Raw genomic sequence first — 22,415 nt, forward strand, 5'->3', positions numbered from 1 at the left:
CGTGTTTCCCACTTTCCCTTCGGTTGCCTCGTACGACGCCTGCGGCGACTCGCCCTGCTGCCGCGGCGGATTGGCTAGTCCAGGCCCTGCGAGATGACCAGGCGTTGGATCTGGTTGGTGCCCTCGACGATCTGCAACAGCTTGGCCTCGCGCATCCAGCGCTCGACCGGGTGGTCGGCGACGTAGCCGGCGCCGCCGAGCACCTGCACCGCGTCGGTGGTCACCTTCATCGCCATGTCGGTGGCGAACAGCTTGGCCTTCGCCGCCTCCAGCGAGTACGGCAGGCCCGCGTCCTTGAGCCGGGCGGCTGCCAGGGTGAGCGCCCGTGCCGCGGCGATCTGGGTGGCCATGTCGGCAAGCAGGAAGCCGACGCCCTGGAAGGAGATGATCCGCTGGCCGAACTGGCGCCGTTCCTTCGCGTACCGCACCGCGTAGTCGGCGGCGGCCTGGGCGATGCCGACCGCGCAGGCGGCGATGCCGAGCCGGCCGCAGTCGAGGGCGCCCATGGCGATCAGGAAGCCCTTGCCCTCGCGGCCGATCAGCCGCTCGGCCGGCACCCTGACGTCCTCGAAGCCGACCTGCGCGGTGGGGTTGGACCAGACACCCAGCTTGCGCTCCGGCTCGTGCACCACCATGCCCGGCGTGCCGCTGGGGACCACCAGACAGGACAGCCCACGGGCGCCGGGCCCGCCGGTGCGGCTGAAGACGTTGTAGAAGTCGGCGTGGCCGGCGTGGGTGACCCAGGACTTGGTGCCCGTGATCCGGTAGTCGTCACCCTCGCGCACCGCGCGGGTGGTGAGCGAGGCCGCGTCCGAGCCGGCCTCCGCCTCGGAGAGGCAGTACGCGCCGAGGAGTTCGCCGCCCAGCATGCCGGGCAGCAACTCCTCGCGCTGGGCCCGGGTGCCGTAGGTGGCGGTCCCGAAGCAGGCCAGGTTGTGCACGTTGACGGCCTCGGCCACCGCGAACCAGTGGTAGGCGATCTCTTCCAGCGCCTGGAGGTAGACCTCGTACGGCTGACCACCACCGCCGTACTCCTCGGGGTAGGGCAGGCTCAGCAGCCCGGCCTTGCCCAGGGTGCGCACGACCTCCCGGGGGAACTCGTGGTCCGCCTCGAACTGGGCGACCCTGGGGGCGAGTTCGCCGGTCGCGATCTCGCGGACCAGGCCGAGTAGCTCGGCCGCCTCCTCCGTGGGCAGGATGCGCTGGACCTTCATCGGACGACCTCCGTGAGTGCGGTGGGGCTGGGTGGCGAGGGGTGTTCCGGTGCGCGGACCGCGCGGTGGGCGCGGTCAGCCGCGTCCCCAGTCGGCGGCCTGCGGCCAGTGCCTCTCGACCCGGCGGACGGCGTAGTCCCAGTACGAGCGGACGGAGAGGTCGGCGTAGATGAAGTCCTGCTTGGCCGCCACGTCCTGGTCGGTGGAGTAGGCGTACGGGACGCCGGTGGCCTCGGCCGCGAGCTGGAGCCGGCAGGCCCGCTCCAGGACCTGGGCGAAGACGGCGGCGTGTCGCACGCTCTTGCCGACGATGACGCCGCCGTGGTTGCGCAGCAGGACGGCCGGGTGCTCCCCGAGGTCCTTGGCGATGTGCTCGCCGGTCTCGATGTCCAGGACGGTGTTGCTGGTCTCGGTGAACAGGCCGATCCGGTCGCGGAAGTAGGCGCCGTCGTGTGAGATCGGCCGCATCGGCAGGTCGGTGGCGCCGAACAGCAGGGTGTGCGGGGCGTGGCTGTGCACGATGCCGTTGACGTCGGGGCGGGCCCGGTAGATGGCCTGGTGCAGCGGCAGCTCCGGCGGCGCGAGCGACGGCGCGGGCAGGGTGTGGTCCACCGCGCAGCGGACCACGTCCGCCGGGGTCGCCTCGTCGAAGCCGACCAGCGCGCCCTTGATGAAAAACTCCTCGCGACCGGGTATCCGGGCCGAGATCTGGCCCTGGTTGAAGTCGTCGTGCCCGTCGAGGGACAGCATCCGGGCGCCGATCGCCACCTGGAGCACGAGCCGGCGCTCGGCCGGGTTCAGCGGCTGTGCTTCGTCGGTACTCATGTCACTCTCCTGGCTGTCAGGTCGTCGTAGACGGTCCGCATGGTGACCAGTCCGGGTGTGGCGGTACGGGCCCAGTCGGCGGCCGTCAGCGCGCCGCGGGCGGGCACCGTCCAACTGCCGACGTGGTGGCGCACGTGCAGTGCCTCGCCGTCCCAGGTGTGGGTCATCTCGTGTTCGCTGACCGGCAGCCCGGCGCGTTCGTCGGCGATGTCGGCCACGGCTCGGCCGCTCGCCCGGTGCCAGGTCTCCGCCAGTGCCAGCGCGGTGGCGCTCGGGCGGTGCGCCTTGCCGAGCGGGTGTCGTTCGCGGACGGTGGTGGTCGCGTCGAAGCGGCCGGTGGCGTGGGCGGCGGTGAACTCGGCGATGCGCACCTGGAGGTAGTGGGCGAAGGAGAGGTTGGTGGCGCGTACCACCGGCACCCCTTCCGCCAACTCCTCCAGCGCCTTCCACTGGGTGTCCGACAGGTTGGAGACGCAGGCGACCAGCGGCAGCCGGTGCGTGGCGCAGTAGTCGAGGACGGTCGGGTGTGCCTCGGGCGCACTGGCGTCGACGAGCACGTCGGGGACCGCGTCGACGGACCAGCCGCCGCGGCGGGAGGCGGTGAGGGTGACCCTCGCGCCGCTCGCCTGGCAGGCCGCCCGCACCGCGGAACCGAGCCGCCCCAGGCCCACGATCCCGATCGTCGGGCCGCCGCTGGTCGGTGTCTCAGGCATCGGCACCGATTCCGCTGGCGACCACCAGGGCCGTGACGGAGTCGATGGTCTCGTAGTGCTCGGTGGCGGCCTCGGGGTCCAGGTAGACGCCGACCTCGTTCTCGATGCTGTCGATCAGGCGCATGTAGGAGAGTGAGGAGTAGCCGACCTCACGCAGCGAGTAGTTGGCGCTGGCGAGTTCGTCGGCCGTGACACTGCCGTCGCCCGCCGCGATGGCCAGGTCGAGGATCTTGGTACGAAGAGCGTTGCTGTCCATGGGGAGTCCTGTGTCTCGAAGAGGGTCAGTTGCTCTGGGTGTCGCTGGTGCTCTGGGGCTCGCTGAGCAGGCGCCGCAGGCGTTCGATGGACGGCTTGCCGATCGAGTTCGCCGGAATCCGGTCCACCAGGCGGAGGATGCCGGGCACCTTGAACGACGGGAGCGTCGCCGCGCAGTGGGTGCGCAGGGACCGCGCGCTCACGCCGGCCTCGACGGCGACGACGGCGGCCAGGGTGGGATCGCCGTGCTGGTTGTCGGCCTCGAAGGCGACCGCGTCCAGCACTCCCGGGGCCGTGCGCAGCACGTCCGCGATCTCGATCGGGTCGATCTTGCGCCCGCCCACGTTGACCAGCCGGCTGGTACGCCCGGTCAGGTGGAGCGTGCCGTCGCGCAGGTGGCCCTGGTCACCGGTGTGGTAGTAACCCTCGGCGTCGACGCGCTCCTCGAACACGCCGGGGGCGTTGAGGTAGCGCGAGCCCATCGACTCGCTCCTGACCCGGATGCCCCGCTCCGTGGCGAGCAGGTGCACACCGGGCAGGGGGGCGCCGAGCCCGCTGCCCGCCCTGTCCGCGGCGTACGTCAGGGGTCCGGCCTCGGCGACGCCGTAGTAGTTGTGGATCGGTACGCCGGTGAGCCGGGTGAACTCCTCGCGTACGGTCTCGCGCAGCGGGGCGCCGGAGGAGATGGCGGTGCGGACGGCGGCGAACCCCTCCTTCGGGGCGCGTCGCACGATCGACTCGTAGAGCGCCGGGAACGCCACGAGGCGGGTGGCCTCGGTGCTCTCCAGGAGTCGCACCACGCGGGAGGCGGTGGGCAGCCCGCTCGACAGGTGCAGGGACGCGCCGGGCAGGAAGGCCGCGAGGAGGGAGGTGTTGAAGGCCAGTCCGTTGGAGAGCGCGGCGAAGCAGGCGATGCGGTCGTCCGCCGAAAGCCCGGTCCCCTTGGCCCAGTTGGCGGCCGCGGCGGAGACGGCGGCGCCGGAGAACTCGATGCAGTTGGGCCGGCCGGTGGAGCCGGAGGTGAAGCGGCACACCTCGGTGGCGTCCAACAGGTGCGGGCGGGGGGTGTCGAACGGCCGTACCCGGCTGACGGCGAGGGCGCCGAACTCGCCGCCCGCCGCGTGGGCCTGGTCCGCGATGGTGTGCGTATCGGCGTCCGGGGCGTGGACCAGCAGGTCAAGCCCGCAGTCCTCGGCGATGCGGGAGAGGTCGAACGGGCTGAAGGCCGAGTCGACCAGGAAGGGAACCCCGCCGGCGAACAGCGTCGCCAGGTAACTGACCACGTAGTCCACGGAGTTGGTGGCGTACAGGGCCACCCGAAGCCGCTCGCCAGGCACCTCGTGCCGGGCCAGCGTGTCCGCCGCGGCGCGGGCCCGCTGGAGGAGTTCGGCGTACCCGAGCGAACCGGCCGCGTCGCTGACCGCGACGCGCTCGCCGTGTCGGGTGAGAACGTCGGTGAGGAGTTCGGGGAGGACAGCGCGCATCGGGCTCACCGTTCGTTCTGGGCGTGCGCCATGGCAAGCCGGTCGAACTTGATGCCCGAGTCGTCCGGGCGGCCGAGCAGCAGGGCGTACAGGGTCTCGTCACCCTCCGGCAGCCCCGCCAGCGTGCGCCACAGCGGCGAGTCGAAGCCGCCGATGGCGGTCACCCCGATCCCCGCGCGGTTTGCCCCCAGGTAGAGGAGCTGCCCCAACGCACCGCACCGGAAGGCGAGTTCACGCAGGCTCTCGGCGTCGCCGGCCGAGCCGGCCCCGGCGAGCGAGGCGCGCGGCACGTGCAGCAGCACGATGGCGGCGGCCCCGGCGAGGGAGCGCTGCTGCATGCAGGCCCGGGCGACCTCGTCGGTGGAGGGCAGCGGCACCGATTGCCGTTCGCCGGTGCGCAGCCGGTAGACCGCGTCCTGCGCGGGCTCGGTCGTCGAGCGCAGGACCAGGGTGGCGGCCAGGGGCGAGGCGGCGGGGAGGTCGGTCTCCAGCGGTGTGCACAGGGCCGAGACCGCCTTCCAGACGGCGGCGGCGGAGACCGGTTCGCCCGTGAACGCCTTGCTGGACACGCGCGTCCCGATCAGCTCCGCCCAGCCGGACGGGTCCCCCAACCCCGCTTCGGCGGCCACGCGTTGGTGGTTCGCGTGCACGTGGGCGAGCGGCGCTGGCGCGGCCGGCAGGAAGGGCGAGCCGGAGTGCGCGGACCAGCCGGCGAGCGAGTCCCAGCAGGCGCCTTCCAGCCACGACCGCCAGGTGGCCCCGCGCCGTTCCCGGTCGGTGTCGTCGTGCACGGTCCAGCGGGCCCAGGAATCGTCCGTGGAGCTGACCGGCACGAGAACCGCGGAGTGAATTTCGCGGCAATTCTCGCCGGCCTCCAGCAATTCCGACAGGGATTCCCTCGGGAAGCGCAGCCGTAGCGCCCCCGTGGCGCCACGGCCGGCGACGGCCAGCATGAGGTTCCCGGCCGCGTGTCCCGCGTCGAGCTGGGTGTAGAGATAGCCGCGGTCGCCGTACTTGCGCATCGAAAGCCAGGGGCGGGTGAGCGTGACCACCAGCGCTCCGCCGCCTTCCGGAATGGACAACAGGGACGCGCGAAGGGCGGCGGCGACGCGGGGACCGACGGCCAGTCGGGCGCAGGTGCGGCGATCGGCGTCAATGCGAAACGCCGTCGGGTGGCCGTCCTCCAGAGTGAGGACGGCGAATTCGTACGGGTACACGGCCCCGGCCGACGGCACCGCCCGCGCGACGTACGACCCGCAGGACCGGTTGGCGCGGCTGGTCAGCACGCCCTCTTCCAGCAGGGACAGGGCGAGGCGGAGGCCGGGCGCGACCACGGGCCCGGCGGGCGGTTCGGGTAACGCCGCCGGCAGGGCCACGCGGGCCCACAGGTCAACGGTGCGGACCGAGGATTCGCGCTCGGGCGCGTATGCGACGGATGCGGCTTTTTGTTTTATCAGGTTTCCTGGCACGTCTGACGCAGACCTCCTGTTCTCTGACAGCCCACGGAATACGCATGAAGGCAGGCAGCGCCCTCCGCACTGATGTTGCGGACCTTCGTGCACCATGGGGGAATGTGAGGGCATACCATGGGTGGTGATAAAGCTCCCCATACGGGGTTTGGAGCTTCCCTACAACCAGGGTTGATGCGTTCTCATATCGCGAGACGAATGACGTGAACTACCGGCGTCAAGATGCGGCACATACCCGATGGAACGCCTCGCACTACGAGAGCGCATTACCGGTTACGGCCATTGGAAGCATGCCAAGCCTGTTGGGCATTGGTCAAGACCATTAATGCAAAACCATTGGACAAGTCCCACCCAACCGAGTGAATGCAAATGAATCGGACATCAATCCGGAATGACTGGTTCGGAGATCCGTTCGCGCCAGCGTCACTAAGCGTCTCGTTAAGTGGACGCATTATTTACATGGTTATGGAGTGCCGCGAGGTTTGAAAGTGCCGGCCGTTGCGATAAGGGCACGCCCCTGCCCGGCGGCCGGAGAGGAGGACCAGAAGACGGCGGGCCCCAACGGCCCTCGCACCACCCTCTCGACGGACACGGGAATCACTCCCGGGCGGCGAACGAGCACCCCAGACTCCCGCCCTCCAACAGCGTTCACCGAACGGACACTTGACGCCGGACACGCGTCGGACACGACACGACCGCGGCGATGCGGACGACGCGGCCCGGCGGCGCCCGTGCCGCCGCCCGCCCCCGGGCCGGGCCCCCGAGGAGTCGAGCACGGCCGGGCGGCCGAACCCCGGGCGACCGACCGAGCACCCCGGCCGACCGGCCAGGGCCCCGGGGAACCCGCCCGCGAACCGGCGGTCGCACGGGAGGCCGCGCCACCCGTAGCCGCAGGGAGCCGGGTGAGGAAACGAGGGACCCAGCAGCGTTACGGATCTTGAAGCGCGGAGAACTCCAAGATCCAGAAACGTCACACCCGCCTCACATCAGAGCGCTCGTAGCGTCTGACGAGCCTCCACGAGGCCCGCACCCGCCCCGAGAGGCCACGCCCAGAATGCAGAGTTTTCCCGCATACGGAATGTGGGCCGAGAATTCACGACACACCGGGAACCACATCTTTCCCACTTTGACCAGCAGGGAGCCGAACTCCCGCCTCGGCAATTACCGCACGCGAATTCCCCGGGAGCGGTCCCGAAGTGCCGGGTGTAGCCTGGTTTCCCGTTATTGCGAGTGGCGCATTCGGTTCGGGGGGACGCCATGGTCGATTCGACATTTCCCGACGATCTGGGAGCAGACGACTTCGCCCGCGAATATCCGGCGGCTCTCGTTCCCGCCCGGCGGGGCCAGTTGGCGATCGGGCTCCCCTTGCTGTTGCTCCAGGTGCCGGGCCGACAGCAGGGCACGGCGACGGTGGCGACGTACCGCGCACAGGTGGGGCGCGTGGTGGCGGCGCTGCGGGAACCGCTGGAGGGCCAGGGCGAGAAGCTCGTCCCCCATGCCGTGGCGCACCCCACCGCCGACGACGACCTCGTCGCCGAGCACGCGAGCCAGGAACTCGCCTTCGGCATCCCGTCCCGGATGACCCCGGACCGGTTCGCCGACGTCGCGCTCATGCGGGACCTGGTCACCGCGATCCGAGCGCGCGCCGAGACGACGCCCGCCGACGGGCCCCAGGCCACGGCGCGCGCGGAGGCCGACGCCGCGGACACGGCGTCCCAGGGCCCGGTGGGCGTGCCCACACCCGCCCCCGACGACGCGGTGGCCCTGCGGAACCACGCGTACGAGCGGCGGGTGCACCGGGGTGGGTTGCCGAAGCTGCTGTGGGCGCTGGGTGGCAAGGGGGTACCGGACAACGCGGGGTTCGGCGGCTGGCTGTTGCGCACGTTCTGGCTGTCCTTCACGCACACGCTGCCGCGCTGGTGGTGGGCCCGCCGGGTCACGCGCAGACTGATCCGGCGCCCGCGCCGGCGGGTCGGCGGCAGACGAGGCTGGCTCGGCGCCGAGTTGAACGTGGCGCGGGGGCGGGAGGATCTGTTCCAGGTGATGGACGGGGTCGCGGACCGGCAGGTCAGCCGGCTCCGGCTGCGGGAGGGCAAGCGGCAGCGCGAGGACGCCCGCACGGTCCTGGAACAGCTCCTGACCCTGGCCCTGCTGGCCGACCTCGCACTGCCCCGGGTGGGCGGGTTGCTGCCCAAGCGGCGCCGACGCACCGCCCGCCCGGTGCTGCTCGTGCACGTACCGCACCCGGACGAGCCGGGAGCGCGGGCCGCGGAGCGCTTCCTGCGCGTGTACGCCAAGGCTCAGGCGCAGTCGCCCACGCTCGGCCCGCTGGTGATCGCCGTGGGCCGCTTCTCGGAGGCGCTTGTGGGCGAACTCGACCCGGAGCGCCTGGACGCGGCCCAGGCGGGGCGGGCGCTACGGACCGGCGCCGACCGGCCGGTCCTGGTCGACCTCCAGGAGGAGCCGTTCGAACGACGTGGGCTGCCCGTCCGCTGCCGGCCGCCGCGTCGCTACCGGCTGCACTGGCGCACCCAGACCGCGCTGGCCTCCGGCACCACGGCCCTGGCCCTCACCCTGGGTGGCGTGTCGTGCGGCGGCACCTGGCTCGAACCCGCCCCCGCGACCGGCTGTGTGGCGGGGGACAGCACCGCGCCGAACCGCGCCGCGCCCGGCGAGGTGCACCCCGTGGAGTGGTACCGGACCGCGCTGCGGGCGATCGACGCGGAGAACCGGCGGGCGGAGGAACTCGCCGCGCGCGGCCGGACGGTGCGCACCATCGTCTACTTCGCCTCCGCGGGCCCGGAGGGCGCGGCGGGCACGCTGTTCGACGGGATCGTGCCGGAGCTGCGCGGCATCACCCTGTGGCAGCGGCGGCTCAACAGCGAGGCGTTCTCGGACGATTCGCGGGTGCCGCTGCGGGTGGAGGTGCGCAACACCGGGCGCGACTTCGTACGCGCCGCCGATGAGGCCCGCAAGCTGGTCGCGGAGGTGGCGGCCGGTGATCGTACGGGCGCCCGGGAGGTCGTGGGTGTCCTGGGATTCGCGCAGAGCCGCGACTCGACCCGCGAGGCCCTGCGCGTCCTGGCGCGGGCGCGCATCCCGGCCGTGGGGACGACGGCGACCGCCGACGAGATGCAGGTCGGCGACTACTACTGGCCCCTCACTCCGGTCAACAGCACCGAGGCGCGGGTGGTGGCCTCCTTCGCCCGCACCAAGCGGCTGGTGGCGCGGCCGAGCGGCGCCGGGTGCACCCCGGCCCGGCGCGCGATCGTGGTGCAGAGCCCGGGCGACCTCTACAGCCGCAGCCTGGCCAGCCTGTTCAGGGGCAACTTCGTCAGCGGCTCCGGAGGCGACGGACCGGACGGCGCGGCGGAGTTGGTCAACTTCTCCCAGGAGGGCGACTTCGACCACTCCGACCCCGGGGTGTTCGGCTACTCGCGCCCGCGCGACCTCGCCGACAAGGTGTGCGAGGTGTTGGGCGGCGACAGCCGTACGGTGGTCTACTGGGCCGGCCGGACCCGGGACTTCGCGGCCTTCGTGGACGCGTTGGACGCGCGGAACGCATGTGACCAGCGCGCCGTCACCGTACTGGCCGGCAACGAGCTGACGAACGTGGCCCAGACCGGCGAGTTTGAGGGCAGGGGCTGGTTGCGGCTGTACTACGTGGCGCACCGGCTGCCCGACGCCGACCCGCTGGCGAGCCGCAAGACCCAGCAGTTCGTGGCCGCCTACAACGCCTTCGTCGCCAGCGAGCGGGGCCGGGACCCGTGGCGCGACGACGGCCAGGCGGCCGTCACCTACGACGCCCTGCACGTCCTGTCCCAGGCGGTTGACCTGGCCCGGGCGGACCACAGTGTGGGCAGGAGCGCGGTCACCACCGCCCTCAGGTCCGGCATCTCCTTCGACGGGGCGACCGGCTCGGTCCACTACGCCTCCGGCAGCAACGCCCCGCCCCGGGACAAGACCCTGGTGGTCCTGCGCCTCACCCCCCGGGGTCCACGCACGGCCGCCGCCTGCGGGGCGTACACGCAGGGCCAGCGGTACACGCTCCAGGGGGCACCCTGTGCGCCGTAGGTGACTGGGGGCTGCGGGGTTGCCGTGGGTTGCTCCGGGTTGCCGCGGGCGATCGTCGGTGGCTGGGTCCGGCGTGACGGGCGCGACCACGCTCCGGTGGCCCGGCCGGGGAGGCCGCGCGCCCCGGGCGGGGCACTCCGCGCCGCCGCCCGCCCTCCCGCGCCTACTCCCCCACCGTGCCGTCGATCGCTTCCCGCAGGAGGTCGGCGTGGCCGTTGTGGCGCGCGTATTCCTCAATCATGTGGGTGAGGACATAGCGCAGCGAGATGCTCTCGCCCCTGAATTCCACCCGGGCATCCAGTGTCGGAAACGCGTTCACCACCGCCCGGGAGTCCTCGCATGTCGCGCGCCACAACGTAAACGCCTCGTCGGCATCGGCGTCCGCTACCTGCCATTCGCCGAATACGCCGTTCACGCGCGGCCACAGGGCGGGGAGGGATTTCCCGCCCAGCACCGTCTGGAACCAACTCCGCTCGACCTCGACGGCGTGCCGGACCAGCCCGAGCAGGGTCAGGTCCGAGGTCGGTATCGCCCGTCGCCGCAGTTGCGCACCTGACAGGCCGGCACACTTCATGGCCAGCGTGGCGCGTTGGTAGTCGAGGAACGCCGTCAGCGACGCGCGGTCGTCGGCCACCTTGGAAGGGTGGGTACGTGGGTCATCGATCATCCGACGATGGTGGCAGCCCCTCCGGGTCCGCCGCGGTTCAGGCGGGCGGGGCCGGGTCGCGGGTGTGGCGGGGTCGCCTTCCGCGCGGCGCGGAGCGCGTATCGGTGGGATGACCGATGCGCCAGGGGTGGCGGGGCGGAGATAGTCCGGGGAGATCGTTCGCGGGCGGCCGTGGCGCGCCCGACTCCCGAGAGGACATGTGTGTGGACACGTATGCGGACCTGGTGTTCGTCGGTGGGCGAGTGGTCACGGTGGACGCGGAGTTCTCCGTCGCCTCGGCCCTGGCGGTGACCGGCGGGACCATCAGTGCCGTGGGTGGGCGCGATGACGTCACACCGCTCGTCGGGCCCGACACCCGGGTCATCGACTACCGGGGAGCCACGCTGCTCCCCGGTATCAACGACTCCCACCTGCACGGATGCGCCTTCGGCATGGCGACGCCGCCGCTCTCCCTGGACCTGGGCCATCCCACCGTCGCCTCACTCGCCGAGGTGGCACAGGCGGTGGGCGAGGCCGTCGGGCGGGTGCCGGACGGGCAGTGGATCACCGGGCACGGCTGGGACACCGGATACCTGGACGAGTGCCTGCGCGACGTGTCGCGGCTGCCCTCGCGGCACGACCTCGATGCCGTCAGCCCCGACCACCCCGTCGTCCTGTACTCCTTCTCCGGGCACGCCACCTGGGTCAACTCCAGGGCGCTGCAACTCATCGGGATCGACCGGCACACCGAAGCGCCGCCCGGCGGAACCATCGTCGTGGACGAGGCCGGTGAGCCGACCGGGCTGCTCCACGAGGGGGCCCAGGCCCTGGTCCAGAACGCGCTGCCGCCGCTCAGCCGGCAGGAGCGGGCCGACGCGATCAGGTCCACCCTCGCCACGCTCGCCCGCCTGGGTGTGACCAGCTACACCGAGCCCGGGCTCGGCCCCGGCGGGGACGGCATCATGCGCGGTGCGCTCGGGGCGGCGACCCTCGACGTCTACCGCGAGCTGCTGGCTGACGGCGAACTCACTGCCCGGGTCGGCGTCCTGCTGCTGCCCACGGGCATGGCGAGCACCGCCGAGGAGTTCGCCCACAACCTCGCCGCCATCGACGGCCCGTACGACGCCGATCCGCGCCGCCTGGCGATCCACGGGATCAAACTCTTCGCCGACGGCGTCGTCCCCAACAAGACGGCCTGGATGAACGAGCCGTACGTCGGCGGCGGCTGCGGCTCGCTGTGCGTCGGTGGTGAAACCGACCACGAGCGGGCCGCCGAACTCGGCGTCATGATCCGGCACGCCCACGCCGCGGGGCACCAACTGGGCGTGCACGTCACCGGTGACCGGGCCATCGACACCGTCGCGGACGCCTTCGCCGCGGCCGTCGCCGAACACCCGCGGCCCGACGCCCGGCACTACCTCATCCACGGCGACTTCCTCACCGACCACAGCATGAGGGTGCTGGCCACGCACGGTTTCGGCGTCAACATGAACCCCACCATCAAGTGGACCGTCGCCGACCTGGAGGAGGAGTTCGTCGGCGTGGACCGTGCCGCGTACGCGTGGCCCTACCGCTCCGCCATCGACGCCGGCGTGCGGGTAGCGAGCGGGTCTGACGCCCCCGTCACGGCCCCGGACTGGCGCCAGGGCATCGCCACCATGGTGCTGCGCGAGTCGAAGGCCGCCGGTCGGGTCAGCGGTCCCGAACAGCGCATCAGCCTGGCCGAGGCGATCCGTACGTACACCATCGACGCCGCCTGGCAGGACTTCGCCGACGGTTGGAAGGGTTCCCTGGAGACGGGCAAGGTCGCCGACCTGTGTGTGGTCGACGGAGACCTGCTCGCCGTGGACCCGCACGACATCCCGCACCTCCCGGTCACCCTCACCGTGGTGGACGGCCGGGTCGTGCACGACACCCTCGGCGATTGACGTACTCCTGGCGCGTGATCATGCTTGCGGGGTGGCAGCGGAGCGGAGCACGGCGGACATCCTGAACGCGGCCGTCCAGGTACGCCGGGCCGCCAGGAGCGCGGCGCGGGGCGCGACCGGCGTCGACACGGTCCTGGCAGCGCTGTCGCGGGTGGCGGAGTACGACCACGCGTCGCTGGCCCGGTGGGATCCGCTCCGCGAACGCCACACCACCCTGGCCGGCTGCTACCCGGCCGACGCCACGGCGTACATCGAGACCCGCCTCCACCGCGACCCGGTCTTCTCCGTGCTGCGCGACCCGGACCGGGGCGGTCTGTGGCTCGGGGAGGTGCCCTGGCACCTGCTGGCCGCCTCCCCGGGCTTCCGGGAGGTGCTGCGTCCGCTCGGCATCGAGGGTGGCGTGGCCCAGTGTCTGTTCGCGGCCGACGGCCGCTACGTCGGCATGCTCAACCTGAGCACCCGCCGGCCGCGGCCCGTGCCCGACGCGGCGCGCGCCGCGGTCACCCTGCTCGCCGAGGCGCTGGCCGCGGCCGTCGCCGTGCCCCACCTCGACGAGCCGCCGGGGCGAGGCACGGCGCGTCCGGAGCGTCCCGGCGGGCTCTCACCACGGGAGCTCGAAGTGCTGGCCCACCTCACCACCGGCCGCACCAACCGGGAGATCGCCGAGCGGCTGTACGTCACGCCGCGCACGGTCGGGACGCACATCGAGCACATCCTCGCCAAGCTCGACCTCCCCAACCGCGCCGCCGCCGCTGCCCAGGCCGCTGCCTGGGGCATCACACCCTCCGGCTGAGTCAGCCTGGCGGCACGACCCGGCGGGCCCAGGCCGCCCCCGCGCGGCACCCGTACTCCCCAACCCTCCGCGAGGCCGCTCGGCCCGAAGGGTTACGGCGCGTCGGGGCGGCCTCGGACCCACCCAGCGGGCCGGCTGACAAGCCACCCACGAGCGGGCCTGGCGTGCCACGCCGCGTGCGCTGCGACCGGCCCGGGCCGACACGTGCCGTGGCGGGCGGCCGGGACTCCGGCGAACGGGTGACGGGCAGGGGCCGCGGGGCGCTCAGGGCCGGGCGTCGGTGTCCGGTTCCTCGTCGGCGTACTCCTCCGGCTCCACGAGGTGCACGGCGGCCTCCTCGGCCCCGGCCGCGCCGCCGTCGATGCCCACGTCGCGGGCGGTCAGGTCCTTGGTCCGGTCGGGGTGGGCGCCCTCGTCGGGGGCCAGCAGGCGCCCCGCGCGGTCGTCACCCACCTCGTCGTCGATCAGCTCGCCGTCGCCGCCGGCCAGGTCTCCACGGCCGTCACCCTCCGGGACGCCGACGTCGGAGACCTCCTGCCGCAGCCGTTCGTCCAGGGTCTCCCCGTGGTACTGCTCCTCGGCCGTCGTGCCGACCTTGTTGACGCCCAGCGGTTTCTCAGGCGGCGAGTAGCCCTCGTCGAGGGTCTCGTCGTAGCTCCGCCCGCCGAGCGCGTTCTGCGTGTCCAGCGGCGCGGCGTCCTCCTGCTCCTCGTTGCCGCCCGTGGGCTGGTACACGTCATCCGCCATCTCGTCGCTCATGCTTCCTCCACGTGTGCTGTCGGATTGCTGTCGCGCTCGCCGGTGGGGATGGGGACCCGCTCCTTCCATCATGCGCCCGAGCCGGGCCACGGCATGTCGCGGTGGTACGGCACGTCGCCGCGACCGGCGCCGCCGTACGCCACGCGCGGGCCGTGCGGACACGGCGCCGCCACACCGGCGGCCCGGAGATCATCGGGCGGCTCGGAACTGTCATTCTGGGTCCATGTCTCTTTACGACGAGCGGCTGAGCGTGCCCCCCGCCTGGTGGCTGTGGGTGCCGTTGCCCGGCCTCGCCCTGGCGTTGGTGCTGCTCCCCCTCGGAGTGCCGGCAGCGCTCGGCGCGCTGCTGCTGGTCTCGTGCGCGGCGGCGGCCGGGACGTACGCGTACGGCCGCTCCCGCATCAAGGTGACCATCGGGTCCCTCACCGCGGGCAAGATCCGGCTACCCATCGACGTGCTCGGCATGCCCGAGATCCTGGACCGGGAGGAGGCGCTGGCCTGGCGTACCCGGCGGGCCGACGCCCACGCGCTGATGCTGCTGCGCAGCCACGTGCCGACGGCGCTGCGTATCGAGATCACGGCGCCCGACTACCGCGCCCCGTACCTGTACCTCTCGACCCGCCAGCCACACACCCTCGTCGCCGTGCTCGCCTTCGCCAAGCGCTGAGCCTCGCCCGCACACCCGCCGCCCCGCACTCGCGGACGGCGGCCGGCGCGCGGGCGCGTCGGGTGCGCCGGCCGGGGTGTGGCGGGCGCCGGCCCCGGAGGCGGTTGCCGGCGGGGCCCCGCCCCGGGACCCGCACGCCGGGCGTCCGGGCGGGGCCTTCACCCGATGGCGTCCGGCCCGCGCGGCGTCAACGGGCCTTCCCGCGCGGGGCCTTGACCGCTGGCGCGGCCGGGCCGGGGTGGCCGAGTACGGGCCGCGAAACTCGCGAAAACGCGCGCCGCTCGGCATCTTGTCAGTGCGACGGAGCTTACTTACTCTCTAGTAAGCCAAAGTGAAGTTGGCATGCACGGGTCATGCATGCGGGGCGTCAGGCCGAGCCGCTGGGGACCCCGAGCCCGTTCCTCTCCCGCACGTCGCCGTGCGCGCCGCCCTGCTCTTCGAAGGGGATATATCGCCATGAGAGATGAGCAAGGAAGACATGTAGTAGGCCGGGTGAGATGGCGAAGATTCGCCGTGCTCTCGGTGCCGGGGTTCGCCGTGACGACCGCGCTGGCCGTCGCCCTGGCCAACGGCGCGCTCGCCGCGTCCTTCGCCGTCTCCGGCCAGCAGTTCAAGGTGGCGGCCGACGACCTCAAGGGGGACGGCTTCGCCCAGTACGGCAGCGTGGACACCAACGCGCGCGGCGACCTGCTGCCGGTGGCGGTGACGGCCATCAAGAAGGCCGAGATCAGCAACCTGTGCCAGTCGGTGGTCACCAAGCTGCCGATCGTCGGGTCGATCTCGCTCAAGCTCTCGGCGGGCACGGGCTCCAAGCCGGTCCAGGCCACGGACCTGTACATGGACGCCACCGACATCGCCGGAGACGCGAGCTTCAACAACATCGAGATCGGTCGCGACGCCTCCACGCTCGACAAGGGGCCGGACGGCGCGCAGGGCATGCAGGACGCGTTCTCCCAGCAGGCCGACGACATTCGCATCGCCAAGCTCCGCACGGTCGCCTGGGCCACCACCGCGGGCACCTTCAAGCTCAACGGGCTGAGCATGAAGATCAGCAAGGGCAAGAAGGAATGCTTCTGACCTTCCGGAGATGGCGCAGGGGCCGGCCGTTCTGGGGTGGGCTGATCACCGTCGCCGCGGGGGCGGAGATCGCCGCGATTCCGCTGGCACCCATGAAGGTCATGGTGCTCCAGGGCGTCACCGGCGTGGTGTCCGTCATGATGGGGCTCGTCCTGGTGGTGATGGGACTCAGCGCCTGGTTCGCGCCCTACTACCGCGGCCTCGCGGGCGTCCTGGCCGTGCTGGTCGCGGCCGGCGCCCTGGTCCTGTCCAACCTCGGCGGGTTCTTCGTCGGCACGATCGTCGGGGTCGTGGGTGGCAGCCTCATCTTCGCCTGGCAGCCCCTGCCGCCCGCGACACGGTCGGACCCGCCGGCCGAGCCCGACGCCACGCCGGACGGCGACCCCGGAGCCGAACCCGACGGGTCGGCTTCACCCCGTACGTACGACGCTCCCGTCAGCCGCGACGCGAACACCACACCCCCGCGTGTCGCGGGCCGGCTGGCGGAGGCGGGCGGCACGGCCGGCGCCCAGGGACCGGCCGCCGACCCGTCGACGCCGTAGCGCGCGACGCGTCGCCGTCGCACCGCGCACACCCGCACCCGCACCCGCACCCGCACCCGCACCCGCAGGACCACGGTCGCCGGTTCTCCGGTCCCAACCCTCAACACCCTTACCCGGCACCGTGGTTCGCGGTGCACAGCACACGCACGATGTCATCGATTCCTCCCACACAAGGAGCCGCACGATGCACCGATCCATGCCCCTGCGCGCCGTCCTCGCGGCGAGCGCCGGGCTCGCCAGCGTCGCCGCCCTCTCGTTCGCCGGAACGGCGAACGCCCGCCCCGACGTCGCGGCGGGCCCGACGACGGTGACCCCGGCCGGTCACTACTTCAAAGCCGCTCTCTCCGGCAAGGCCACCTTCAAGGCCGGGTCCGTGACGGTCACCTGTGCGGTCTCCACCACACAGCCAACGGCCCCGGCGAGTGGCGCCGCCAACCAGGTGCCGGCCGCGCCCAACAACACCAACCCCGCCGGGCCGGTCGGCGGGCCGCTCAACCCACCCACCTACAGCTCCTGCACCACCAGCATGCCCGGCGTCAGCGCCACCATCGCCACCTCCGGGTCCTGGGGCATCGCGGTGCAGCACGGGACCGCGGTGAGCGCCAAGCTCACCATGCCGACGGGTGGCTTCGTCCTCAAGACCAGCGGCCTGGCCACGTGCACGGTCACCGCCGCTCCCACCGCCGAAGCGTCGATCTCCGGCGCGTGGACCAACGGCGCGCCCTCCCGGCTGGCGTTCACCAACGCGGCGGTGCCGGTCAAGGTGGAGGGCGGGTTCGGCTGCCCGACCAGTTCCACCAGCTCCACGTTCAACGCCACCTACCTGGTCACCGACGTGACCGACCCCGGGTCGCAGATCACCGTGAGCGGCTGATCCCGCCCCGCCCGCACGAAGCGGTACCCCCGCCACGACACACCCGTGGCGGGGGCGCCGCCCCACCGGGGCGGGCGTGGGCATCTGCCCGGTGTCATCGGTTCCTGGGCAGGCGGTGCAGCTCCACGTCGGTGAGCCGGCCGGCCGACGCGGTCGCCGTCAGGTAGGTGCAGTAGGGCTGTCGTCGCCGGTCGGTCGGTGAGCCCGGGTTGAGCAACCGCAGCCGGCCGTCCGCGCTCACGCTGTCCCACGGGATGTGGCTGTGCCCGAAGACCAGCACGTCGAGGTCGGGAAAGCGCTCGGCGCAGCGACGCTCGCGCCCCTGGGCCGGCCCGGTCTCGTGCACCACCCCGAACCGCAACCCGCCGAGTTCCGCGTACGCCACCTCGGGCAGCCTCTCCCGCAGCGCCGGCCCGTCGTTGTTGCCCCAGACGCCGACCAGCCGCTCGGCGCGTTCCTCCAGCAGGTCGAGCGTGGCGACGTCGACCCAGTCCCCGGCGTGGATGACGACGTCCGCGCGTTCCACCTCGTCGAGCAGCGGTGGCGGCAGCGCCTTGGCGCGCCGGGGCAGATGGGTGTCCGAGGTCAGCAACAGTCGCACCCCAGCACCGTAGCCGGCCCACGGCCGCACACCACGCAGCCGACACCCGCGCCACGCCCGTCGGTTCCCGTCGGAACGGATTCGGCTGGGTTGGCTGGCTGGGCCGGGCCGGCCACCGTGGGAGTCGGCCGGCGGGCCCACGTAAGGTGCGGCCATGGTTGGCTCACCGCGTCTACGAGAGATCACCCCGGACAACATCGACGCCGCGCTCGGCCTGCGGGTCCGCCCCGACCAGGAGCGTCTGGTGGCCCCGGTGGTGAAGTCCCTCGCCGAGGCGTACGTCCATCCCGGCATTGCCTGGCCGCGGCTCATCTACGCGGGGGAGGCAGCCGTTGGCTTCCTCATGGGCTTCTTCGACGTGGACTGGACCGGCGACGGCACGGATCTGCGCTCCGGGCTCTGGCGGCTCAACATCGCCGCCGGCCAGCAGGGGCGGGGGTACGGGCGGTTCGCGGTGGCGTCCGTGGCCGCCGAGGTCCGGCGTCGCGGTGGCACCCGTATGACGACCACCTGGCACCCGGGGCCGGACGGACCGGCGGCCTTCTACCTGGGACTAGGCTTCCGCCCCACCGGCGAGACCAGCGGGGACCAGACCGTGGGAGTGCTGGAGCTGGGGCCTCGCTGAGTGGCGTCGCCGCCGTACGACCGCGCCACCCCGCGCCGCGCTCGAAGCGCCGACGCGGGGTGGTGACCCGTTCGCGGGAACGTGGCTGTCAGCTCTCCTGTGCCGCCGCGTCGGCCTCGCTCGGGGTGGTCGCCGCCGCGTTCTCCAGCGGGACGCGCAGCGTGTCCGGGTCGCAGCCGGCGGTGCCGGCGATGATGCGGGCCGCCGCCTTGGAGAGCGGCACCAGGCTCGGCTCGTCCACCTTGTCGGGGGTGTCCCGCGGGTCGAAGATGTAGATCGGGGTGCAGATGTACTGCACGAGCGGGACGCCCGTGTAGTAGAAGTACGCGCCGTCCGTCGCCGGGTTGGGGGCGAGCGCGGTCGGGGACAGCAGCCAGGAGCGCTTGATGTCCTCCGCGGCGAGCGAGTCGAGTACCAGGTGTTCCAGCGCGGGTGCCTGGGTCGCGAACCACCAGCGCACCTCGGGGTCGTCGCTGGGAACGACCTCGCCGTCGATCACGTCGGCGCGGCGGGCGACGTGCTCCAGGTGCATCTCCAGGACGACCTTCGGGAACAGATCCTGGTGGTCCGCGATGAACGCCTGGGTTCCCGCCGCCCCTGCCATGTGTCCGGACGTCAGCAGGAACAGCATGTTGTGCGGGCGCAGTTCCCGTGGCACCGACGCCCAGAACTTGGCCTGTGCCAGGACCAGCGAGACGCCGGAGGCGTCCTCGACCGCCGAGGCCCACGGGCCGTCGTGGTGTGAGCCGATGATCACCCAGTGGTCGGAGGCGCCGGGCAGGGTGCCGACGACGTTGTGGGTGGTCTCCTCGGTGAGGGTGGCGTCGGAGACGATGCGGCCCTCGCAGTCGCCGGAGGCCATCAGCTCGCGGACCGTGCGGCCGTCGTTGCCGCTGAGCCAGATGCCGGGGATGGGGCGTCGCTCCGCGTCGTAGGGCCAGTAGAAGTCGCTGGTCTCCCAGGGCACGCCGGTCAGCAGGCCGACGTAGGCGGTGGCGCCGTTCTTGGCCGCGACGTCGAAGTCGAGCACGTGCGGCAGGTCGAAGGGCACGGTCTGCACGAGGTCGGGCAGCACGCCCTCCGGGTCGTACGAGTCCGTGGCGCGCTCGGCCATCTGCGACTGCGGCACCTGCGAGAAGGCGATCTCCTGCACCGCGATCCCGCCGCTCACCTCACCGTCCTCCATGCGCGCCAGCCGCCCCTCGGTCCCCTCGGTGGGGGTCGAGTACGGCAGGGCCAGGCCGGAGAAGCGGGTGACCTCGTCGGGCTTGCCGGTGGGCCAGATCTCGAAGTGCGCCGACTTGGGGCGCCAGATGGGGGTGTTCAGCGGTTCGAGCCGGACATCGTCGAGGCCCGTCTGTCGGAACTGTTCGGCGGCCCATTCCTCGATCCAACTGTCGGCCGGATATCCGGCCCGCCGAATTCCCTGGTTGTAGATGTGCTCGATCCAGCCCATCATCTCCCGCGAGGTGGGCGCCTGCTCGAAATACTTCTCCACCGCGGACCAGTTGCTCGTGAGAGAGGACTCCCCAACTTCGTTAACCTCGCCCATCATCATCCTCCTTGTCACGAACATCCACTGAAAAGCACCGGCACCACGCTGCTGGGGCGCGCCGACTCCGCGTTCGGCTCATGGTGCGCGATGCGACTAAAGCTGAACTAAGGCGACTCGGGTGCCCGAAAAGGCCCTGGACGCAAAGGAGTCGGTGCTACGTTCAGACGGGACCGCTCCGGGATTGAACCGCGCCGCGCACCGTCGCGAACAGGAACGCGCGAGGAGAGCACGCGACACGTCAAAAGCAGCGCGTGCGTTTTCGAACGACGGACGGGACGGCGGGCACGCGCCCGCCCCGTCGCGGAAGCTGGTGCCGGACCGGAAGCAGAGGCGGAACCAGAACCGGAAGCGAGGGTCGGCGGAACGCCGACCGACAGGCGAGGCCGAGCGGCCGAAGGGATGGCTCAGCGCGATGACAGCACCGACGACCGACCCGCGGACCTGGATCAGGCAATTTCACCCGGCGGCGGACGACGCCGTGCGACTCGTGTGCTTTCCGCACGCGGGCGGCTCGGCGAGCTTCTACTTCCCGGTCTCGGCCCAGCTCTCCCCCGCCGTGGACGTGCGCGCCGTGCAGTACCCGGGCCGGCAGGACCGCCGTGCCGAGCCCACCATCGACGACCTGCACCGACTGGCCGACGCGCTCGTTCCCGCACTGCGCCCGCTGGCCGACCGTCCGTTGGCGTTCTTCGGGCACAGCATGGGCGCGGTCGTGGCGTACGAGGTGGCCCTGCGGCTGGCCGCGGCCGGTGCGCCGCCGCTGGTCAGGCTGTTCGTCTCGGGGCGGCGGGCGCCCTCGCGGGTGCGCGCCGAGTCGGTGCACGAGCGGGACGACCAGGGGATCGTGGCCGAACTCCAGCGGTTGAGCGGGACGGACGCGGGGTTGTTGGACGACCCGGAAACGCGGGCGATGATCCTGCCCGCGATCCGCGGCGACTACCGCGCGATCGAGACCTACCGCGCGACCCCGGGCTCCACCGTGCACGCCCCGCTCAGTGTCCTTGTCGGCGACAGCGACCCGCAGGTGACGCTGGACGAGGCCAGGGCCTGGTCCGAGCACACCACCGGCCCGCTTGACCTGCGCGTCTTCCCGGGTGGGCACTTCTACCTCAGCGAGCGCAGTGGCGAGGTCATCCGGCTCGTCGCGGACGAGTTGGCCAACGCGGCGCGGCCCGACGCGACGCCGCGCGCCTGACGTACGCCCCGGCCTCGTACGCTCCCGCCGGCGGCACTCGTACGCCGCCCACCCGCCGGCCGCCCCGCCCGGCAGGGGCCTCGGAGTTCGCGGCGCGGACGGAGGCCCGTGGCAGCGCATGGTTCACGCCACGCCTTAGCCCACCTTTAGCGCCGACGCGAACGATGGGCGGCGCATGCCTGCCCGGAGGGTGGCGCACACGGCCGGTCCGGACGCCCAGCCCGCAGCGGATTCGGCGCCCGGCGACCACCGCGTCGCCACGCCGACCGGTGGGCCGCCCGTCGCGTGAGCCGCGGGTCAACGTACGAACCGCAGGAGTTGAGTGTGAGTACCCAGAAACCAGAGGGGCGGGAGCGGCGCCGGCTGGCCCCGGTGCGGTGGCGAGGCGCCCCGCTCGGCATAGCCGGCGCGTCGGCGCTGGGCCTGGCCCTGTTCGCCGTCGCACCGGTGGGCGCGGAGCCGGCGCCCCGGAACGCGGCCGACTCCGCGCCGCAGCAGCACACCAGGCCGCACAAGCCGCGCACCCTGCCCGCGCCTCCGCAGATCCGGGGCCTTGACTTCCTGCTCGGCAGGTTCACGTGCGACTACGCGCCGCCGCCCGGCTCCAAGCCGGCGACGATGACGATGACCACGAAGCGCGCCATGGGCGGGCACTACCTCTATACCGACGCCACGATGCAGCCCGGTGACGTGGTCGGCCGAGCGACGTTCGGCTGGGACCCGGTGGCGAAGAAGTTCATCAACCAGTACCACGACAACTGGGGCAGCAACGGGAACTACGCCGCCGCTCCCTGGAAGGACGGGCACCTCATCTTCACTGGCTCGCTCAGCCAGGTGGTGAAGCCCGATCCCAGCGGGGAGACCACGGGCGTCCCGATCAGCCTGCACGACGATTACCAGGTGGTGAACAAGAACCACTTCACCAACCATCAGACCATGACGTTCTCGGACGGCACGGTTTTGAAGGGCACGTACGACTGTCGCCGCGCATAAACCGCTCTGGCGCTTTGTGCCGCGTACCGGTTCGGCCTTCCCATAACGGCCGGGCCGGTACGTCGCGTTGTGCGCCCGCGCCGTATTCGCATTGCGTACGGTGGCCGTAAGGCGCGGAGATCGCGC

20 protein-coding genes are annotated in these 22,415 nt (G+C 72.2%); 10 read left to right on the forward strand and 10 right to left on the reverse strand.

The features are described 5' to 3' along the window. Positions 1 to 74: 74 nt before the first annotated feature. The 6 genes from OYE22_RS00585 to OYE22_RS00610 form a co-directional block, all read right to left on the reverse strand. On the reverse strand, positions 75 to 1,214 hold the full coding sequence (locus OYE22_RS00585; RefSeq protein WP_277318517.1) for an acyl-CoA dehydrogenase family protein: 1,140 nt from the start codon (positions 1,212 to 1,214) through the stop codon (positions 75 to 77). A gap of 75 nt (positions 1,215 to 1,289) precedes the next feature. Further along, positions 1,290 to 2,039, reverse strand: a complete 750-nt coding sequence (locus tag OYE22_RS00590) for a class II aldolase/adducin family protein (RefSeq protein ID WP_277318518.1) — start codon at positions 2,037 to 2,039, stop codon at positions 1,290 to 1,292. Next, positions 2,036 to 2,752, reverse strand: coding sequence for a dihydrodipicolinate reductase C-terminal domain-containing protein (locus OYE22_RS00595; protein ID WP_277318519.1), 717 nt, complete (start codon positions 2,750 to 2,752; stop codon positions 2,036 to 2,038). The genes OYE22_RS00590 and OYE22_RS00595 overlap by 4 nt, the downstream gene beginning before the upstream one ends. Beyond that, positions 2,745 to 3,008: a phosphopantetheine-binding protein gene (locus tag OYE22_RS00600; RefSeq protein WP_277318520.1), complete on the reverse strand. Its 264-nt coding sequence runs from the start codon at positions 3,006 to 3,008 to the stop codon at positions 2,745 to 2,747. Before OYE22_RS00600 ends, OYE22_RS00595 begins: the two co-directional genes overlap by 8 nt. A 25-nt stretch (positions 3,009 to 3,033) precedes the next feature. Continuing rightward, complete coding sequence (locus tag OYE22_RS00605) at positions 3,034 to 4,491, reverse strand: class I adenylate-forming enzyme family protein (protein ID WP_277318521.1); 1,458 nt, start codon at positions 4,489 to 4,491, stop codon at positions 3,034 to 3,036. A 5-nt stretch (positions 4,492 to 4,496) separates the two neighbouring features. Further along, positions 4,497 to 5,960 carry a nitroreductase family protein gene (locus OYE22_RS00610; RefSeq protein WP_277318522.1) on the reverse strand — a complete coding sequence of 488 codons (1,464 nt, stop codon included), beginning with the start codon at positions 5,958 to 5,960 and terminating at the stop codon, positions 4,497 to 4,499. A gap of 1,257 nt (positions 5,961 to 7,217) precedes the next feature. Here OYE22_RS00610 and OYE22_RS00615 point away from each other — a divergent pair. After that, entirely contained in the window at positions 7,218 to 10,034 is a 2,817-nt protein-coding gene (locus tag OYE22_RS00615; protein WP_277318523.1) for an ABC transporter substrate-binding protein, read from the forward strand. 163 nt (positions 10,035 to 10,197) lie between these two features. Here the strand turns inward: OYE22_RS00615 and OYE22_RS00620 are convergent, their stop codons facing one another. Then, entirely contained in the window at positions 10,198 to 10,701 is a 504-nt protein-coding gene (locus tag OYE22_RS00620) for a DinB family protein (RefSeq protein ID WP_277318524.1), read from the reverse strand. 197 nt (positions 10,702 to 10,898) lie between these two features. Between OYE22_RS00620 and OYE22_RS00625 the strand changes: the two genes are divergently transcribed. Both OYE22_RS00625 and OYE22_RS00630 read left to right on the forward strand, forming a co-directional pair. Beyond that, positions 10,899 to 12,608 carry an amidohydrolase gene (locus OYE22_RS00625; RefSeq protein ID WP_277318525.1) on the forward strand — a complete coding sequence of 570 codons (1,710 nt, stop codon included), beginning with the start codon at positions 10,899 to 10,901 and terminating at the stop codon, positions 12,606 to 12,608. Between the two features lie 31 nt (positions 12,609 to 12,639). Then, positions 12,640 to 13,401, forward strand: a complete 762-nt coding sequence (locus tag OYE22_RS00630; RefSeq protein WP_277318526.1) for a LuxR C-terminal-related transcriptional regulator — start codon at positions 12,640 to 12,642, stop codon at positions 13,399 to 13,401. 264 nt (positions 13,402 to 13,665) lie between these two features. Here the strand turns inward: OYE22_RS00630 and OYE22_RS00635 are convergent, their stop codons facing one another. Further along, positions 13,666 to 14,160: a DUF5709 domain-containing protein gene (locus OYE22_RS00635; protein ID WP_277318527.1), complete on the reverse strand. Its 495-nt coding sequence runs from the start codon at positions 14,158 to 14,160 to the stop codon at positions 13,666 to 13,668. A gap of 223 nt (positions 14,161 to 14,383) precedes the next feature. On the opposite strand from OYE22_RS00635, the gene OYE22_RS00640 reads away from it, so the two are divergent. The 4 genes from OYE22_RS00640 (at position 14,384) to OYE22_RS00655 (ending at position 17,320) form a co-directional block, all read left to right on the forward strand. Continuing rightward, complete coding sequence (locus OYE22_RS00640; RefSeq protein WP_277318528.1) at positions 14,384 to 14,827, forward strand: DUF3093 family protein; 444 nt, start codon at positions 14,384 to 14,386, stop codon at positions 14,825 to 14,827. A 456-nt stretch (positions 14,828 to 15,283) separates the two neighbouring features. After that, the gene (locus tag OYE22_RS00645; RefSeq protein WP_277318529.1) at positions 15,284 to 15,904 is read left to right on the forward strand and encodes a DUF6230 family protein; all 621 of its coding nucleotides are present in this window, start codon (positions 15,284 to 15,286) and stop codon (positions 15,902 to 15,904) included. Further along, the gene (locus OYE22_RS00650) at positions 15,895 to 16,446 is read left to right on the forward strand and encodes a DUF6114 domain-containing protein (RefSeq protein ID WP_277318530.1); all 552 of its coding nucleotides are present in this window, start codon (positions 15,895 to 15,897) and stop codon (positions 16,444 to 16,446) included. Before OYE22_RS00645 ends, OYE22_RS00650 begins: the two co-directional genes overlap by 10 nt. Positions 16,447 to 16,630: 184 nt before the next feature. Beyond that, on the forward strand, positions 16,631 to 17,320 hold the full coding sequence (locus tag OYE22_RS00655) for a hypothetical protein (protein ID WP_277318531.1): 690 nt from the start codon (positions 16,631 to 16,633) through the stop codon (positions 17,318 to 17,320). A 94-nt stretch (positions 17,321 to 17,414) separates the two neighbouring features. Here OYE22_RS00655 and OYE22_RS00660 read toward each other — a convergent pair whose 3' ends face one another. Then, a complete protein-coding gene (locus OYE22_RS00660) occupies positions 17,415 to 17,921 on the reverse strand; it encodes a metallophosphoesterase (protein WP_277318532.1) in 507 nt (168 codons plus the stop codon). A gap of 154 nt (positions 17,922 to 18,075) precedes the next feature. Between OYE22_RS00660 and OYE22_RS00665 the strand changes: the two genes are divergently transcribed. Beyond that, a complete protein-coding gene (locus OYE22_RS00665) occupies positions 18,076 to 18,546 on the forward strand; it encodes a GNAT family N-acetyltransferase (protein WP_277318533.1) in 471 nt (156 codons plus the stop codon). A gap of 88 nt (positions 18,547 to 18,634) precedes the next feature. Here the strand turns inward: OYE22_RS00665 and OYE22_RS00670 are convergent, their stop codons facing one another. Continuing rightward, positions 18,635 to 20,098: a M28 family peptidase gene (locus OYE22_RS00670; RefSeq protein ID WP_277318534.1), complete on the reverse strand. Its 1,464-nt coding sequence runs from the start codon at positions 20,096 to 20,098 to the stop codon at positions 18,635 to 18,637. A gap of 415 nt (positions 20,099 to 20,513) precedes the next feature. Here OYE22_RS00670 and OYE22_RS00675 point away from each other — a divergent pair, with 415 nt between their 5' ends. Beyond that, positions 20,514 to 21,296, forward strand: coding sequence for an alpha/beta fold hydrolase (locus tag OYE22_RS00675; RefSeq protein WP_277318535.1), 783 nt, complete (start codon positions 20,514 to 20,516; stop codon positions 21,294 to 21,296). A 324-nt stretch (positions 21,297 to 21,620) separates the two neighbouring features. After that, a complete protein-coding gene (locus OYE22_RS00680) occupies positions 21,621 to 22,289 on the forward strand; it encodes a DUF1579 family protein (protein ID WP_277318536.1) in 669 nt (222 codons plus the stop codon). The last annotated feature ends 126 nt before the right edge of the window (positions 22,290 to 22,415 follow it).

It is taken from the genome of Streptomyces sp. 71268, assembly GCF_029392895.1.
Classification (GTDB): domain Bacteria; phylum Actinomycetota; class Actinomycetes; order Streptomycetales; family Streptomycetaceae; genus Streptomyces.